The 17,112-nt window shown below is 64.5% G+C and carries 14 protein-coding genes; 7 read left to right on the top strand and 7 right to left on the bottom strand.

Annotated features, from left to right (window positions below):
* On the top strand, positions 1-449 hold a 449-nt coding region (locus tag ACFOHJ_RS18310), incomplete at its 5' end, for a DMT family transporter (RefSeq protein ID WP_378223115.1).
* Positions 450-802: 353 nt separating this feature from the next.
* Here the strand turns inward: ACFOHJ_RS18310 and ACFOHJ_RS18305 are convergent.
* Genes ACFOHJ_RS18305 through ACFOHJ_RS18285 form a run of 5 tightly spaced genes read right to left on the bottom strand, consistent with a single transcriptional unit; the run spans position 803 to position 6,751 of the window.
* The gene (locus ACFOHJ_RS18305) at positions 803-2,320 is read right to left on the bottom strand and encodes an ABC transporter substrate-binding protein (RefSeq protein WP_378223114.1); all 1,518 of its coding nucleotides are present in this window, start codon (positions 2,318-2,320) and stop codon (positions 803-805) included.
* 45 nt (positions 2,321-2,365) lie between these two features.
* Entirely contained in the window at positions 2,366-4,048 is a 1,683-nt protein-coding gene (locus tag ACFOHJ_RS18300; RefSeq protein ID WP_378223112.1) for a dipeptide ABC transporter ATP-binding protein, read from the bottom strand.
* Complete coding sequence (locus ACFOHJ_RS18295; protein ID WP_378223110.1) at positions 4,045-4,896, bottom strand: ABC transporter permease; 852 nt, start codon at positions 4,894-4,896, stop codon at positions 4,045-4,047. Before ACFOHJ_RS18295 ends, ACFOHJ_RS18300 begins: the two co-directional genes overlap by 4 nt.
* Complete coding sequence (locus ACFOHJ_RS18290; protein WP_378223108.1) at positions 4,893-5,831, bottom strand: ABC transporter permease; 939 nt, start codon at positions 5,829-5,831, stop codon at positions 4,893-4,895. The genes ACFOHJ_RS18295 and ACFOHJ_RS18290 overlap by 4 nt, the downstream gene beginning before the upstream one ends.
* A 26-nt stretch (positions 5,832-5,857) precedes the next feature.
* A complete protein-coding gene (locus ACFOHJ_RS18285) occupies positions 5,858-6,751 on the bottom strand; it encodes a proline iminopeptidase-family hydrolase (protein ID WP_378223106.1) in 894 nt (297 codons plus the stop codon).
* A 151-nt stretch (positions 6,752-6,902) separates the two neighbouring features.
* On the opposite strand from ACFOHJ_RS18285, the gene ACFOHJ_RS18280 reads away from it, so the two are divergent.
* From ACFOHJ_RS18280 to ACFOHJ_RS18260, 5 genes are all read left to right on the top strand, one after another.
* Complete coding sequence (locus ACFOHJ_RS18280; protein WP_378223104.1) at positions 6,903-7,706, top strand: helix-turn-helix transcriptional regulator; 804 nt, start codon at positions 6,903-6,905, stop codon at positions 7,704-7,706.
* A gap of 62 nt (positions 7,707-7,768) precedes the next feature.
* The gene (locus tag ACFOHJ_RS18275) at positions 7,769-9,331 is read left to right on the top strand and encodes a D-aminopeptidase (protein ID WP_378223102.1); all 1,563 of its coding nucleotides are present in this window, start codon (positions 7,769-7,771) and stop codon (positions 9,329-9,331) included.
* Positions 9,332-9,660: 329 nt separating this feature from the next.
* Positions 9,661-10,326 carry a GntR family transcriptional regulator gene (locus tag ACFOHJ_RS18270; RefSeq protein WP_378223100.1) on the top strand — a complete coding sequence of 222 codons (666 nt, stop codon included), beginning with the start codon at positions 9,661-9,663 and terminating at the stop codon, positions 10,324-10,326.
* 60 nt (positions 10,327-10,386) lie between these two features.
* Positions 10,387-11,976, top strand: a complete 1,590-nt coding sequence (locus tag ACFOHJ_RS18265; RefSeq protein ID WP_378223098.1) for an ABC transporter substrate-binding protein — start codon at positions 10,387-10,389, stop codon at positions 11,974-11,976.
* 184 nt (positions 11,977-12,160) lie between these two features.
* The gene (locus ACFOHJ_RS18260) at positions 12,161-13,207 is read left to right on the top strand and encodes a threonine aldolase family protein (RefSeq protein WP_378223095.1); all 1,047 of its coding nucleotides are present in this window, start codon (positions 12,161-12,163) and stop codon (positions 13,205-13,207) included.
* 87 nt (positions 13,208-13,294) lie between these two features.
* Here ACFOHJ_RS18260 and ACFOHJ_RS18255 read toward each other — a convergent pair whose 3' ends face one another.
* Positions 13,295-14,488 carry an ATP-binding protein gene (locus ACFOHJ_RS18255; RefSeq protein WP_378223093.1) on the bottom strand — a complete coding sequence of 398 codons (1,194 nt, stop codon included), beginning with the start codon at positions 14,486-14,488 and terminating at the stop codon, positions 13,295-13,297.
* Between the two features lie 33 nt (positions 14,489-14,521).
* A complete protein-coding gene (locus ACFOHJ_RS18250; protein ID WP_378223090.1) occupies positions 14,522-15,595 on the bottom strand; it encodes a hypothetical protein in 1,074 nt (357 codons plus the stop codon).
* A gap of 321 nt (positions 15,596-15,916) precedes the next feature.
* On the opposite strand from ACFOHJ_RS18250, the gene ACFOHJ_RS18245 reads away from it, so the two are divergent.
* On the top strand, positions 15,917-17,098 hold the full coding sequence (locus tag ACFOHJ_RS18245; protein WP_378223117.1) for an MFS transporter: 1,182 nt from the start codon (positions 15,917-15,919) through the stop codon (positions 17,096-17,098).
* Positions 17,099-17,112: the final 14 nt, after the last annotated feature.

Genomic DNA, 17,112 nt, shown 5'->3' with positions numbered 1-17,112 from the left:
CCCTCCAAGGCAGCGACGGCGGAACGCTCGCCGGCGACCTGCTCATGGTCGCGGCCGTCGTCGTATGCGGCCTGGGCTATGCCGAGGGCGCCACCCTGTCCCGGCGTCTCGGCGGCTGGCAGGTGATCTCCTGGGCTCTCCTTCTTTCGCTGCCGGTCATGGGCATTCTGACCCTGGTGACCTGGCCAGAGACGTTCGGCAACGTCACGGCTCCCGGCTGGCTCGGCCTCGGTTACGTCTCGGTGTTCAGCATGATGGCGGGCTTCATCTTCTGGTACCGCGGCCTCGCCCTCGGCGGCATTGCCGGCGTCGGCCAGTTGCAGCTTCTCCAGCCTTTCTTCGGCTTCCTGCTGGCAGCGGTCTTCCTTGGCGAGCCCATCGCCTGGACCATGATCATGTCCACCGTGATCATCGTCGCCTGCGTCGCCGGAGCGAAACGCTTCGCCTGATCGCTTGGGCAGCGTCCGCTCATGTCACCGAGGCCGGAAGTCCTCGGGAGCGAAAGCGACGACTCGCGAGCCAGGAGACCTGCCATGGCGAACTGAAACGTCCACCACGGGTCGCTGAGGCACTGCAGTCGCCGCGCAAGGCCGAGACCGCGCCGGCATTCCCAAATCGCGGCACCGGCTTTCCTCTCAGTTCCGAAGCAAGAGGCGCCTCAGGGAACCGTAACCGCTATATCTAGTGGTTCCCAGAATCCCGACGTCAGTACGTATCTGGAGAGTCTCGATCCCGTCGAGTGCGGGATGGAAGGTTTTTCATGTGGTGCGGCGGCCGGCCGCCGCACCACAGAGCATGGGGATCAGTTCTTGACCGTGTCTTCGAGGAAGAAGCGGCCGAGCGGGTTCTGGTAGAAGTTTTCGATGTTCTTGCGGGTAACGTTGATGAAGGGGCTGTAGTAGAGGTCGATCCAGTGGACGTCGGCCTTGGCTGTCTTCTGGATTTCCATATACATCGCCTCGCGCTTGGCCGGGTCCATCTCGATGCGGGCATCGGCGACGAGCTGCTTCACCTTGTCGTTCTTGTAGCGGGTCATGTAGTTCATGTTGGAATCGTGCCCGAGAACGAAAGTGGTCTTCTGGTCCGGGTCGATGACGTCATAGGTCCAGTACATGACCGAAAGGTCGTAGTCGCCGGCAATCAGCATGTCCCAGCTCTGGCTCGGATCGACCTTCTGCAGGTTCGCGGTCACGCCGGCCTTGGCAAGCTGCTGCTGCAGCAGGACGGCGATCTGCTCGTCCACCTCGTTGCCGGCATTCACGACATAGTTCAGCGTCAGGTCGGAGGCACCGGCATCCGCCAGCATCTGCTTGGCCTTTTCCGGGTCGTAGGGGCGCTGCAGCGCGTTGTCGTCGTGGTAAAGGGCGCCCTTCGGAATGTAGGAATTGGCGACTTCACCGAGGCCGAAGGTCACGGTGTCGACGATCGCCTGCTTGTCGATCGCCATGTCCAGCGCCTCGCGCACTTCCTTCTTGGCCAGCGGACCGTGCTCGTGGTTGATCAGCAGATGGTCCTCGCGGGTCGAGGTGTCCTGCGTGACGACCAGTTCCGGGTCCTTCTTCAGCTCGGCCACGCGCGAGAACGGCACGAAGAGAGCGGCGTCCAGCTGTCCCGCCTGCACGTTGAGCATGCGGGTATTGTCGTCGGGCACCGAAATCCATTCGACGCCGTCCAGGCTGACGCGGTCGGCCTGCCAGAAGTTCGGGTTCTTCTCCAGGATGACGCGGTCGCCACGACGCCATTCCTTCAGCGTGAAGGCGCCCGAGGCAATGGGGTTTTCGGCATAGGCATCGGCGCCCATGGATTCGAGGCCCGCCTTGGACAGGATCGACGCGCCCGGCATGGCAAGCGAGGCGAGGAACGGCGCCGACAGCGTCTTCAGCTTCACCACCAGCGTGCGCGCGTCGTCGCCTTGCGTGGCGGTATCGATCACCTGGTAGGAATCGCTCCACAGCGAGCCTTCGTCGTCGCGGATGCGCAGCAGGCTGAAGGCGGCGTCCTCGGCGGTGATCGGCGAGCCATCGGAAAACTTGGCGTCACGCAGCTTGAAGGTATAGGTCAGCCCGTCGTCGGAGACGGTCCAGCTTTCGGCGAGGCCGGGTTCCAGCACCTTGCCGGTCTTGTCGACGCGGATCAGCACGTCATAGACGTTGGAGAAGACCCAGAAGTCGATGTTCTGCGCCGTCTTGATCGGGTCGAAAGTGGTCGAGTCCTCCCGCCGGCCGATGGTCAGCACGCCCGCCGCCTCGGCGATGCCCGACCCGAAGGTCAGGCCGGCCATGACGGCCACAAGGCCTATTTTCATCCACTTGTTCTTCATTGTCGCGTTCCCTTTTTCAGTGCTCTGGATTTGGTTGGCCGCCGCCTATGCAACTTCCCGCGCCGCCTGCGGCAAAAGCGGCTTGTCCGGATCGATATCGGGAATGGCCCGGATCAATGCCTGCGTGTAGGCCTCCGCCGGATGCTCGAACAAGCGTGCCGACGCCCCCTGCTCGACGATGCGCCCCCGGTGCATCACGACCACCCGGTCGCACAGGTTGCGCACGATGGCGAGGTCGTGGGCGATGAACAGCAGGGTGAGGTTCATCTTGCGCTTCAGCACGCGGAACAGGTCGAGGATCTGCGCCTGGATCGTGACATCGAGCGCCGCCGTGCTTTCGTCGGCGATGATCAGCCGCGGCTCCACCGCCAAGGCCCGGGCAATGCCCGCCCGCTGGCACTGGCCGCCGCTCATGCTGCGCGGGCGCCGCCCGGCGAACTCGCGGCCGAGGTCGACCAGATCGAGCAATTCGCCAACCCTCGCGGGGATCTCGGCGGGCGGGGTGCGGCCTTGCACCCTCAGCACCTCGGCCAGCATCTCGCCGATGGGCAGGCGCGGATTGAGCGCGTTGTAGGGGTCCTGGAACACCATCGCCGTTTCGTGGCGAAGCCGCTTGAGAAATGCCGCCGGATCGTCACACCGGCTGGTGCCGTCAAAACTGACATTGCCCGATGCGATCGGGGTCAGCCCCAGGATCGCCCGCGCCAGCGTGCTCTTGCCGCTGCCCGATTCCCCGACGATGCCGACCGTCTCGCCCGGCATGATCTTCAGCGACACGCCGGCCACCGCGTGGACGGCCCCGGAACTTCCGCCGAACAGGCTGCCGGCTCCGGCGAAACGGACATTGACGTCGTCCACCTCCAGCAGGGGCCTGGCCCCGGCAGCGACCGGATCTGGAGCAGGCACCGCCGCTCCCTCGTCCTGGGAAGGCGACGGCATCGACGGATGGCTGCCGATGAGCGCCTTCGTGTAAAGGTGGGTGGGCGAACGCAGCAGCGCGCGCTTTTCCCCCTCTTCGACCAGCCTGCCCTCGCGCATGACGGCGATGCGGTCGCAGGTCTGCGCCACGATGCCGAGATCGTGGGTGATCAGGATGATCGAAAGCCCACGCTCCCGGCGGATGTCCATCAGCAGTTGCAATATCTGCGCCTGGATGGTGACGTCGAGCGCGGTGGTCGGTTCGTCGGCGATGAGGATTTCGGGATTGCACGACAGGGCCACGCCGATCATCGCCCGCTGGCGCATGCCGCCGGAAAACTCGTGCGGGAAGGCATCGAACCGCCGTTCCGGTTCGGGAAAGCCGACCTGGCGCAGAATCTCGATCGCCGCCTTGCGTGCCGCGCGCGCGTCCAACCCTTGATGATAGCGTATCCCCTCGACCAGTTGGTCGCCGATGCTCATCACCGGATCCAGATGGCTGGTCGGATTCTGGAAAATCATGCCGATCCTGCCGCCGCGAACGCTCAGCATCTCGGCTTCGGAAGCCTTGGCCAGGTCGCGCTCGCCGAGCATGATGCGCCCGCCCGCGATCCGCATGTTCGGGGAAGGCAGCAGCCGCACGAGCGTGCGGCAAAACAGGCTCTTGCCCGAGCCGCTTTCGCCGACCAGGCCGAGCACCTCGCCCTTGCCGAGGTCGAGCGAGACCTTGTCGAGCAGCCTGCGCGCTTCGCCGGCCGGCAGAGCCAGCGTAACGGAAAGATCGGTGACGCTGAGGACGGGAGCGCTCATTCCTTCACCCCCAGGGCGTCGCCGAGCGCATCGCCGAACAGGCTGAAGCCGAAGGCCAGCAACACGATGGAAAGGCCGGGAAACAGCGTGATCCACCAGGCGGTGGTGATAAACGGCTGGCCCTCGGCTACCATGATGCCCCATTCCGCGATGGGCGGCTGCACGCCGAGCCCCAGATAGCTGATCGCCGCGCCGTTGAGCAGCACGAGCACCGCATCCGACATGGAAAACACCACCGAGCCGGCGATGGCGTTCGGCAAGAGATGCCGGAACATGATGCGCCAGCGGCTAAAACCGAGGCTTACGGCGGCAACCGCGTAGTCGCTGTTCTTCAGCACCAGCACCTGCGCGCGGATCAGCCGGGCATAGGAAACCCAGCCCACCAGCGCCATCGCAATGTAGAAGCTGCTCAGGCCCGGCCCGAGGATGGCGATGATCGACAGCACCAAGACGAGGAATGGAAAGGCGAGGATGACGTCGATGAGGCGCATGAACAGCGCATCGACGACCCCGCCGAAGAATCCCGCCACGGTGCCGACCAGCGTGCCGATGATGAAGGGAAAGACGACGCCCAGTATCGCGATCTGCAGATCGATGCGCGCCCCCCAGATCACCCGCGAGAGAACGTCGCGGCCGAAATTGTCGGTACCGAAGGGATGCGCCCAGGACGGCCCCTGCAGGCGAATGTCGGCATTCTGCACGATCGGGTCGTAGGGCGCGATATAGGGGGCGAGCAGCGCCGCCAGCACGAAAGCGATCAGCACCGTGGCGCCGATCGCCAGCACCGGCTGCCGGCCGAGCCGCTGACGCCATCCCATCCGCCTAGTGCCCAAAGCCCCCGCGCTCATAGCTTCACCCGCGGGTCGGCGGCGACGGTGACGATGTCGGCAATGAGATTGATGAGCACGGTGGCGCAGGCCAGCACCATGGCCACGCCCTGCACCACCATGTAGTCGCGCGAGAAGATCGCCCGCACAAGCAACTGCCCGATGCCGGGAATGGCGAAAACGCTTTCGATGACCACCGTCCCGCCGATCAGCCAGCCGATGTTGATGGCGAGCAGGTTGATGGTCGGCACCATCGAGTTCGGGACGACGTGGCGCCAGAACACCACGCTTTCCGGCATGCCTCGGGCGCGCGCCGCGGTGGCGACGTCTGAGCGCAGGCCTTCCACCATCGCCGCCCGCAGGCTGCGTGTCAGGACTGTGGAGAGCGAGAGCGCAATGGTCAGGCTCGGCAGCACCAGGTGGGCGATCTTGTCGCCCAGCGTCTCGCCATAGCCGGAAACCGGCAGCAGGCCGAGATTGACGCTGAACAGGATGATCAGCATCAACCCCAGCCAGAACGGCGGGAATCCGATGCCCGCGGTGGAAACGACGCGCACGGCGTGATCGGCAAACCGGCCGTGGTTGCGGGCGGCAAGGGCCGCCATCGGCACCGCGATCAGCACCGAAAGCACCACGCTCGTCAACACCAGCACCAGCGTCGGCTCGATCCGGGTCATGATCAGCTTCAGCACGTCGATCTTGTAGAGGATCGACTTGCCCATCTCGCCGTTGAACAGGTTTTTCACGAAATAGAAATACTGCAGCCACATCGGCTCATCGAGGCCGTACTGGCGACGGATGTTGGCGATTGCCGTGGGCGTGGCGCGAGCGCCGAGCAGCACCCGGGCCGGGTCGCCGGGGATGAGGCGCACCAGCACGAAGGTGACGACGCTGATGCCGAACAGGACCGGGAGGAACTGGATCGGGCGATAGAGGACGAACTTATACCGATGCATGCCTCAACGTCCCGACATTCGGTATGTCATGTGCCCGCCCCGTGGCGCGACAGGAAATCGACCAGCACGCGATAGTAGTCGGCCGGGTTCTCGTAGAAGGGCATGTGGCTGGAGTTGCGCATGATGCTGACTTCCGCTTCGGGCAAGGCTGTTTTCATGCGCAAAGCACAGGCGGGTGTCAACTCGTCGTGCTCGCCGTTGACGATAAGCACCGGAGCCTTGATCTTCGGCAGGTCCGGCACGCGGTTCCAGTCCTTCAGGTTGCCGGTATAGAGAAACTCGTTCGGCCCCTGCATGGCCACGTACGGCCCCATGTTCCAATCGTCCAGCGAACGGCGCACCGGGGCCGGCCATTCGGGCAGGCGGCAGACGTGGCGGTAATTGAGCAGGGTGATGGCCGCCTGGTATTCGGGATGATCCAGCGTGCCCGCGGCCTCGTGCTTCTGCATCATGGCCACGGTCTCGGTGCCGAGCGCGGCCCGCAGCCGCTCGAGTTCGGAGACCAGGTGCGGTATGTCGGCGACCGTGTCGGCAAGGATCAGCGAGGCAAGGTTTTCGGGATGCGTCAGCGCATAGTCGATGGCGAGCCAACCGCCCCAGGAATGCCCCAGCAGGTGCACCTTGCCCAGCCCAAGCTCGCGCCGCACGGTCTCGGTCTCGGCGACATAGCGGCCGATGGTCCACAGCGACACGTCGTCCGGACGGTCCGAGGCGCCGGTGCCCAACTGGTCGAAGGCGACCACCCGGTAGCCGTGGTCGATCAGGCACGAATGCGCCTCGCGCAGGTAGTCGCATGGAAGCCCCGGCCCGCCATTGAGGCACAGGACCGTGCTGGCACCCTTGCCGAAGCTGTAGGCCCTAACCCGATGACCATCGACGGCGATGTCGACTATCTCGTCGGGCTCGATCTCACGCCACATGGATTCCTCCCTGCCCTTTGTCCAAGCGGCAGCGCCCCCCATGGCGGTACCCTGCCCCGGCAAGTTTATTCGCCAGCCCTGCTTTCACCAGCTATAAGAAATGATAGGTTCAGGGAGATTTCCCCAGCGAAGAAGGAGACGGGCGGCACGCATGCTCGACCGGATTGAGACGATCAGGCACCAGTTCGCCCGGCACCAGACCCTCGACGGGCGCATCGACCATGCCTTCGAAGCCATGAAGAAACTCGGTTTCGGCGCCATGATCTATGACTATACGGCGGTCCCGATCGACCCCAGCGGCCACATCGCCATCCCCGCGCTGATGAAGCTGCGCAACATCGCCAGCGGCATGCACGAATACTGGTGCGACCGGGGATATTTCCTGATCGATCCGGTGCAACGGCTCGCCGCGCGCACGTCGGTGCCTTTCTTCTGGAACTACGAACCGGGAGCGGACACCCGCATCCGCCGTTTCGTGACCTCGGAAACCGAGCCGGTGGCGCGCTACCTGCTCGACAACGACATGCCGGCCGGCGTGACGGTGCCCATCCACATGCCGCATGGCGGCTACGCCACGGTGACCGGCACGCTGGAGCCGGGCGTGACGGCGGACGACGCGCTGCACAACATCGCCGATTTCGGCCTGCTCGCGCAGGTCTTCCACGAGGCCGCGTACCAGGCCTATGCGGACACCCTGCCGGACCTCGCCCCGGTGCATCTCACCGCGCGGGAAAGACAGTGCCTGCGCTACTGCGCCGACGGCTACTCGGCCAAGGAGATTTCCCGCTTCATCGGCCGTTCGATCCCGACGGTCGTGCTTCACCTGAGCACGGCGACGAAGAAACTGGGCGCGCGCAACCGTACACAGGCGGCCGCCATTGCCGTGCGCCGTGGCCTGCTCGACGTGTTCGGAGCCGCCCACGCATATCCCGGGGCCGCCACCGCGAGAAATTGACTTCCGCGACGAGGTGTCGTCAATAGCGGCCCATACATGGCGGCAGCATCGGGAGTCCCGCATTGGCGAGCGAAATCGATCTTTCATCCCTGAACCGGGCACTCGAAGCCCTGCCCGAAAAGTTCAAGGGGCCGGGCGGTGTCGCCGGCGTCGTGGCGGACGGCAAGGTGCTGGCGCGGCAGGCATGGGGATATGCCGACATGGCGAGCGGCCAGGCCATGACGACGGCCACCCGCCTGCCGATCTGCTCGATCAGCAAGCAGTTTACCTGCGGCGTCCTGCTGGACCTGGTCGGCGATCCTGCGAGACTCGACGCCCGCGTCGGCGATTTCCTGCCCCGCCTCGAAGGCCGCATGCCGACCGTCGCCAATTTCTGCAACATGCAGTCGGGCCTGCGCGATTACTGGGCGCTGACGGTAACGCAGGGCGCGCATCCCGAGGGCGTGTTCGGGCGCGCGGACGCCAAACCGCTTCTGGCGCGCATGCGCACCCCCCATTTCGAGCCGGGCAGCGGCTATTCCTATTCCAACGGCAATTTCCGCATCCTGTCCGATCTCCTGGAGGATCATGCGGGGCGCTCCCTTGCCGAGCTTTATGCCGAGCGGCTGTTCGGGCCCGCCGGCATGGAAACAGCCCTGCTGACCGCCGACACCAGCAAGCCCGTGGATGGCGTGGTCGGCTATGAGGGCAACAACGAGGTGGGCTTCTTCCCCGCCACCAACCGCATCTACTGGACGGGCGATGCCGGTATCTCGGCCTCGCTGGAAGACATGCTGGCATGGGAACGCTACATCGACGCCACCCGTGACGACGCCGAAGGGCTCTATCGGCGCCTGTCGCGGCCGCAGACCTTCAACGACGGCACCGCTGCCCGCTACGGTTTCGGCCTCTCGCACGAGACGGTCGACGGCATCGCGGTGACCGGGCATGGCGGCGCACTGCGCGGCTTTCGCCTGCAGCGCATGCACGCGGCGTCGAAACGCCTGTCGGTGGTGGTCCTTCTCAACCACGAAGCCGATTCCCACGAAGCGGCCCGGATGCTGCTGCGCGCCGCCCTTGGCCATGACGAGCCCCCCGCGTCCACCGTTACCGCCGACGCCGCCTGGAACGGCAACTATCTCGACAAGGCCAACGGCCTTCTGCTCAGCGTGAAAGCGGATGGCTCGATGCTCGACGCGCACTATGCGACTTCGCCCGAGCGGCTGCGCCTGACGTCGAACGATGCCGCCGAAGCGGCCACGCTGACGCTGGCGCGCGAGGGCGACACCATCCGGCTGAACCGTCCGGGCGAAAACCTCAGCGCCCGCGCGGCGCGGGTCAAGGGCGAGGCGCTGCCCGGACTGGAAGGGCGGTATCATTCCGACGAACTGGACGCCTCGCTGGAAATCGGCAAGGCCGGAACGGCCCTGTTCGGCCGCTTCGAGGGCCTGCTCGGCCGTGGCCCCATGCACACGATCTACCCGGTGGGGCCGGATGTCTCCGTCCTCTCCTGCCAGCGCTCGATGGACGCTCCCGCCCCCGGCGACTGGACCATCCAGGTCGAGCGCGACGCAGCCGGCGCCCCTCGCGGCCTTACCGTCGGATGCTGGCTGGCCCGGAACATCCCCTACAGGAAAACGGCCTGAACGCGGTCGCCGCACTCGGATAACGCGCTGTTCGCCGCAGGCGATCTGCCTTCGAACCCCGCGTTATCCGGCTGTTTCCGGTGCGGCGTTTGGCGTGCCCCGGCGTGTCGCACGCCGGATAGCCGGTGAGCACGATCGTGCGAATAGCCCTGCAGGTCCGTGCGGCAGGGCTCGCGACAATCATAACTGTCATTGCGTCACAGCCCTGCATCGGCAGGAAGGCTGAACGGTAGCCGATGCGACCGACACCCGTAGCGATGTCTTTTTACGATTGGCGATTGTCGCCAATCGACGGGCATGCTAGGCAACTGGTCATTGGAGGAGAGCCAATGGAAATCGAGAGACTCAGTTTCGCGGATCGCGCCGCCGATCAGTTGCGCAGCGAGATCGTGCACGGAAGGCTCGAGCCTGGATCCCGGCTGGTCGAAATGGACCTTGCGGCGCAACTCGGCATCGGCCGGGGAACGGTCCGCGCAGCCCTCTCGACCCTTGAAGCGGAAGATCTGGTCGTCAAGCAGGCCTATACGGGCTGGGCGGTACGCGACATTTCCGAAAGAGAGCTCCGGGAAACCTATACCCTTCGCTCAGCGCTGGAGGGACTCGCCGTGCGGCTGGTGGCCAGGTCCTTGACCTCCGAAGTTCGGGACAGGCTGGACAAGGCCTTCCACCGCCTGCGCGAGACGGAAGAAAAAGGAAGCAGCAGTGACCGCGTGGATGCGGACCTGGATTTCCACCGGGAACTGGTGAGTCTCGCCGGGCACCGCAGCCTTTCGCGGCAGTATTTCGGCCTCTCGAATAAATTCGAGTGGCTCTATCGCTGGTCGGAAAAGCACTGGCCATGCCGCATTGACCTGGTGAGTTGGCATCAGCCGATCATCGACGCGATACTCTCTGGCGATCCTCATATCGCCGAGCAGGCGATCCGCGAACATTGCGAAAACAGTCTCGCTGACGACGTGCGCGATTTTGCCGAACTCCAGCGGCAGTCGGCGTGACGTCGGCGCGCCTCCAAGCTTGATCAACAAAAAAGACAACGTAGTGAGAGGGAGAACTGCATGTCCGATGAATATGATTACCTGGCAAAACTGGCCCGGCAGGGAAGGCTTTCGCGGCGCGCCTTTCTCGGGCGAGCCGTTGCGCTCGGGGCGTCTGCCGCGATAGCCGGTTCGCTGGCCGACCGGGCCTTTGCGCAGTCGCCGATAAAAGGCGGCCTCCTCAAGGCGGGGCTGCGTGGCGGCGCCTCCAGCGACAGTCTGGACCCGGCCTTGATCAGCAGCCAGCTTCCGATCAATTTCTGCAAGATGTGGGGCGAGTTTCTGGCACGGATGACCCCGAACGCCGAACTCGAGAACCTGATCGCCGAGGAATTCGGTGCGTCGGACCAGGGCAGAACCTGGACCATCAAGATTCGTGACGGTATCGAATTCCACAACGGCAAGACGGTGACCGCCGAAGACGTGGCGGCCACATTGAGGCGCCATAGCGACGAGAAGTCCCAATCCGGCGCCTACGGCATCCTCAAGAACATCACGGACATCAAGGCCGACGGCAGGGAGGTGATCGTCTCCCTGGCAACGCCCGATGTCGATTTCCCCTATCTGATGACGGACTATCACCTCGTCATCCAGCCGAACGGCGGCGTGGACAACCCGGCCGCAGGCATCAGCGCCGGCCCTTACAAGGTGACGGTGAACCAGCCGGGCATTCGCCACGGAGGCGAAAAGTTCAGGAACTACTGGCAAGGCGACATCCTCGGCCATGCCGACCAGATCGAGATCATCGTCATCAACGATGCCACGGCCCGTATTGCGGCATTGCAGGGCAACCAGGTCCACATGATCGACGGCCTCGAGCCGAAGGTGGTGGATCTGGTCAAGCGCGTCCCGGGCGTAACCGTCGAGACCGTTACGGGCAAAAGCCTGAATGTCTTCAACATGTTCTGCGATACGGCGCCATTCAGCGACAACAACATGCGAATGGCGCTGAAGCTGGCCATGGATCGCGAGCAGATGCTGAACCGTGTCCTGCGCGGCTACGGAGAGGTCGGCAACGATTTTCCGGTCAACTCGGCCTATCCGTTGTTCTCCGACGATATTCCACAGCGTGAGTTCGATCCCGACCAGGCCAGGCACTACTACAAGAAATCGGGACACAGCGGCCCCATCGTGCTCAGAACTTCTGACGTGGCGTTCCCGGGCGCCATCGATGCCGCGCAATTGTACCAGCAGACCTGCGCCCAGGCCGGCATCACGGTTGAGGTTAAGCGCGAGCCCAGCGACGGCTATTTTGCCGAAGTCTGGAACAAGCAACCGTTCTCGCTGTCGGAATGGAGCGGTCGCGCCTCTCAGGACCAGATGTACTCCACCGCATACCTCTCCGGTGCCGAGTGGAACGACACACGCTTCTCCAACGAAACCTTCGATCAACTGATCATGGCGGCCCGTGGCGAATTCGACCAGGCCAAGCGCAAGCAGATGTACCATGACGCCGCAATGGTCCTTAAGGACACCGGTGGCCTGATCGTTCCGTACTTCAATCAATGGATCAACGCCGTTGCTTCCGACAAGGTCGGAGGCTGGGTCAAGGATCCGAATGATGACATGAGCAATGGCTATGCTCTGGCGAGGTGCTGGCTGAAGGCCTGACCCCGCGGGTCCGGCCCATCGTGAATCCAAGGGCCGGCAGCACGCAGCGTGCCGGCCTGAACGGCAGCCGCATGAGATTGTATCGCCATCTCCAGAAACGGAACCGGCCGGTCATGTCACGTGCCGACGGCCGAGCGGAGCGCCCGCTGCCGGCATGTCAGGCGATAAACACTTCGAGCACAAAATGATCTCCGATTTCAGATCCGACAATGTCGCCCCACCCAGGGCGGAATTCCTCGATGCCGCGCTTCACAACTGCGCCGGCTGGATGGATGCATACGGCGAGGACGGCATCACTGCCGCGCTGGAAGACATGTTCGCCGGCATCTTCGAACATGACGTGGCGGCTTTTCCGATCCTTACCGGTACGGCCGCAAACGCCCTGGCGCTCGCACAGCTATCGGACCGTTTCGGCCAGATACTTTGTCATCGATCTTCGCATATCTACCTGGATGAGTGTGGCGCGGTGGAGTTCAATAATCCAGGCGTCAGGCTCAAGCCGATCGATGGCGACGCCGGCAAGCTGGATGTGGCGCACTGCATGCGTGCTCTCGGTGCCAGCGACGACGTGCACCAACTGCGCAGCACTGCCTTATCAATAAGCCAGGCTACCGAGACGGGAACCTGTTATTCCGCCGGCGAAGTACAGGGGCTGGCCGCCTTCGCCAGGAAGCACGGCATGGCGGTCCATATGGACGGCACGCGCTTTGGCAATGTCGTTGCAGCCTCGGAGGCCTCGCCGGCCGAACTGACCTGGCGATCCGGTGTCGACGTCCTCTGCCTCGGAGCCACGAAAAGCGGAGCGATAGGCGCCGAGGTGGTTTTGTTCTTCGACCGGGATCAAGCCAGGGATTTCAGGCGGCTGATGAAGCGGTCGGGCCACCTGCCGTCGCGCATCTGGTTTCTGGCGGCGCAACTCCAAGCCTGTTTCCAGGAAGACCTTTGGCTTGACTCGGCTCGCCATTCAAACGCCATGGCGGCGCGTCTGAGAACCGCCCTGGAAACCAGCTACGGCATCGTTCCACACCATCCGGTTCAGACCAACATGGTCTTCCTCAGGCTCGATCGTGCAACATGCGACCGCCTGCGCGGACAGGGCTTCAGCTTCTATACCGTGGAGGACGAGAAGGATGGTATGCTGGCAAGGCTGGTGACTTCGCACGCCACCCAGGCGAGTGACGTAGATCACCTGGCGGAAGCCATCGGTCGCGCCGTGCGCGATACGATTTGAGATTGTGTACTCTCCGTTTGCCCGCGCTTGCAACTTGGCAGCGTTCACCCAGAAGGATCACCGCCCCGGCGCCGTCGAAAGCCTTACTCACGGGATATGACGCCGTCTCCAGTTGACGGGCCGCTTGCCCAGAATGGCCCGTAGCAGCACAGGGTCTTCCCAGGGGACGTCGTGGAACCCGTTCGCGACAGTGGAGCTTGCCGGATCGCGTTTCCACTCCTGCGGAAAGAACGCGACTTCGCGTTCTCCGCGCGGCGCTTCGCACGGCGCCTCACGTGCGCCCTGCAAGGCTCCGTGAAGGGCCCGCGCCAGATCGACGTCGACCAGATGGCCAAGATGCATGATCTGCGTCGGCCGCGCGTTGCATTCAAGAAGTACGGCGCGGCCCGCTTCGTCGACGATGAAGTCGAACGACAGGAAGCCCGAGGCCTCGAACGCCTCCGCCATGGCCTGGGTCATTTGTCGGATCTCGGGAATGTCGACGATGCGCACGATGCTCGCGGGACCCATCGGCTCGGTCACGTTTTCGGCGAAGCCGGTCACGATCGACAGCGGACGGCCGCCAGACACGGCGATGCAACTCATGGCAGGGCGCCCGGGAATGAATTGCTGGACCAGGATATCGAAGCGGGAGCCGAACCAATCGCGCCTCAGCAGCCGCCTGCGCCATGCCTTTACGGCCGACAGGCCGCGCTCGAAATCCCGAAAGGCGGCGCCGAGCTGCTCGGCCGTCCGGCACAAGCGGACGCCGTTGCCGCCGGCGCCGTGCGAAAGCTTGAGGATGACCGGATAGCCGAACGAGGCGGCCACCTGCTCGCATTCGGCGCGACTGGTCACCTTGGTCTCGCGCGGCGTGCGCACGCCGATCGACCGGGCCAGTTCCAGCGTCCGCAGCTTCGAGGAACGCTCCGCCAGCCGTTCCGGCTTGCCGAGCGAGGCGACAAGGCAGTCGCGAAGCCCGGCACTCAGCGGCGAAGCTTGCTGGCCGCCGATCCAATGATCGACGATCGAAACGGCCCGCTCGTCGCAGGGCACGATGATGTCGGGCCGAAAGGCGTCGAACGCCTTCTCGAGGCTGGAACGGATGAGCGGTTCGAAGCGGCGCGCCCGCAGGCGAAATCGCTCGTCGGAATGGCGCGAGGCATGAAGCAGGCTCGACCGCAGCCCAAGCACCCCCACCCGGAAGCCCGCCTCCTTGAAGAGCTTGGGTAGGCGGCAACTGCCTGCGTGGCTGGTCTGGATCGCGAACAGGAGGACGCGCGAAGCCGCGGGAGGAGCCATTGTTTTCTCTGTCCTTGAGGTGATCCGAAGGGGTTACCGAGGGCCGCCGGCAAGCAACCAGTCCATGATGTGTCCGGCGACGTCGGAAGGCTCCCCTTCCCTGGGGAAATGGAAATTCGCGATTCCCGGTGCCGAGTTCAGGTCGAGAAACCAGTGGTTTTCCAGGGTCGCCGGCTGCCGGTAGTCGGCCACCATCACGTCGACCGCCGTCAGGGCCAGGTCAGGGATGGCCGCGACGGCCTTCAATACCGACTGCGCATAGCTCGGATGCACCCCCTCGGGATTACCGATGCCGTCGCCACCGGTTGGGATATTGGAGGTTGCCCTCAGGAAAGCGCGCTTGCCTTCGGGCAGGCGCGAGGCCATCGACAAGCCGTCGAGGGCCAGTATCCGCTCCGCCTCGCCATCAAGCGGCATTTCATTCCACACGGGCAGGTTGGCCGAACGGGTCTCGGCGTTTCTGCGCTCGGCAAGTTCGGCGATCGTGCTGACGCCGTCCCCGACCACGCTGGCGGGCCGGTCGAGGCGCACCGCGACCACCTTGCCTGCCACCACCATGTAGCGGATGACCTCGCCGGCAACGCTTTCTTCGACGACGATCCGCTCATATTTTTCCGTGGCACTGAGGAAAGCCGAGCGGAACTGCGACACCTCGCCGATACGCGGCACGATGGCCTCCCCCATCAGGCCACGGTCCGGCTTGACGCAGGCCTCGCAGCCGAGCGAGCGGAAATAGTCCAATGCCGCATCGATCTCGTCGCGGGTAAAAATCCGCCCCTGCGGCACCGGGAGGCCGGCCTCCCGCAGCCTCTGGCTGGCCTTGTGCTTGCTGCCGGTGGTCGAGGGCGCCTTGCGATTGACATGCCTTACGCGCCAGCCGAACGGCGCGCCGACAAAATACATCACCGCCTTGCGGTACATGTATCGGCGGCGGCCGATCCGGAGCTGCAGCCATAGCTGCGGCGCCACCGACGAGCGCGGCGAAAAAAGCACGCGCGCCGCCTGCACGCCGCGCACCGAAGCCGCATTGAACAGACAACCGCTGTTGATATCGTCGTGCCACGCCGCGACCGCCGCGCGGTCGAAAGCCAGATCGACCAAAGACATCCGCCACCCCTGAATGCGGGATTGTCCTTAATTGGAGGCGGAGAGAAAGAACAGCTGCTTTCGGTGAAACCCAGCAGGATAATTCCAACTGCCCGATCCGGGCGCAATGCGCTGCCCCGGCGGCAGCTGGGCGGCGTTTCGTCACGATTCATTTTCATGGCGCTGGACCAGCCCGTATGGCCCTCGCTGGCCGTTTTCTTCGGATCGGCATGGGGATAGGGTGCGGCAAGATCGGGTGAACCCGCCGCGCAACGCAATCCCCACTGGATGAGACAAGAGTTGAACCAGGTCCCTCTCTCCGCCACGCAGCCGCGCACCTATATGGCCGTGCTGATCGTGCTGGCGCTGACGCACCTGCTCAACGACCTGATCCAGTCGCTCATCCCGGCCGTCTATCCGATCATCAAGGACAGCTACGCGCTCGATTTCGTCCAGATCGGGCTCATCACCCTCACCTTCCAGATCGCGGGCTCCCTGTTGCAGCCGGTGGTCGGCTATGTCACCGACCGGCGCCCGATGCCTTATTCGACGCTGGTCGGCATGACCTTCACCTTCGTCGGGCTGGCCAGCCTCGGCTTTGCCCCGAGCTACGGCATCATCCTTGTTTCCGTCGCCTGCATCGGCATCGGCTCGGCCATCTTCCATCCCGAGGCGACCCGGCTCGCGCGCCAGGCCTCCGGCGGCCGGCAGGGGCTGGCGCAAGGCGTGTTCCAGGTCGGCGGCCAGGCCGGCGGCGCGCTCGGACCGCTGTTTGCCGCCTTCATCATCGTGCCGCACGGCCAGGCGAGCCTCGCCTGGTTCACACTGGCGGCCCTGCTGGCCATGGCGCTGATGGTCTGGACCGCCGGGCAGCATGCCCTGATCCGCCGGCATATCGCGACGCTGAAGGCCTCGCTTTCGGGCGGCACCGCAAGCAACCCGCCACTTTCGCGCGCGACCGTCATGACCGGGATGGTTGTCCTTACCCTGCTGATGTTTTCGAAGGTCGCCTATGTCGAGAGCTTCCGGTCGTTCTACACCTTCTACCTGATCGAGCGTTTCGGCGTGTCGATCCCGACCTCGCAGGTCATGCTGTTCGTCTTCCTGCTGGCCCAGGCCGTGGGCGTGCTGATCGGCGGCATCGCCGGCGACCGGATCGGCCGCTACCGCATCATCTGGATCTCTGTGCTCGGGCCGCTGCCCTTCACCCTGCTGCTGCCCTACGCCAACTTCTTCTGGACCGGTGTGCTCACCGTGACGATCAGCCTGATCATCGCCAGCGCCTTCGCCTCGATCCTGATCTACGCCATCGAACTGCTGCCGGAGCGCGTCGGCCTGATCGGCGGGCTGTTCTATGGCCTCAATTTCGGGTTGGCAGGCATCGCGGCCGCCATTCTCGGCGGGTTGGCGGACAGCATCGGCATCGAAAGCGTCTACTGGCTCTGCGGCTTCCTGCCGTTGGCCGGCCTGCTCACCTGGTTCCTGCCGCGCATAGAAGAAGGCGCTACCTCGAAGCGGGCGTGAGCCCGACCAACGCG

This window comes from Aquamicrobium soli, from assembly GCF_042646345.1.
In the GTDB taxonomy this organism is placed as follows: Bacteria; Pseudomonadota; Alphaproteobacteria; order Rhizobiales; family Rhizobiaceae; genus Mesorhizobium; species Mesorhizobium soli_A.
The sequence above is the reverse complement of the archived record's forward strand: the minus strand, read 5'-3'. Positions and strand labels throughout refer to the sequence as shown.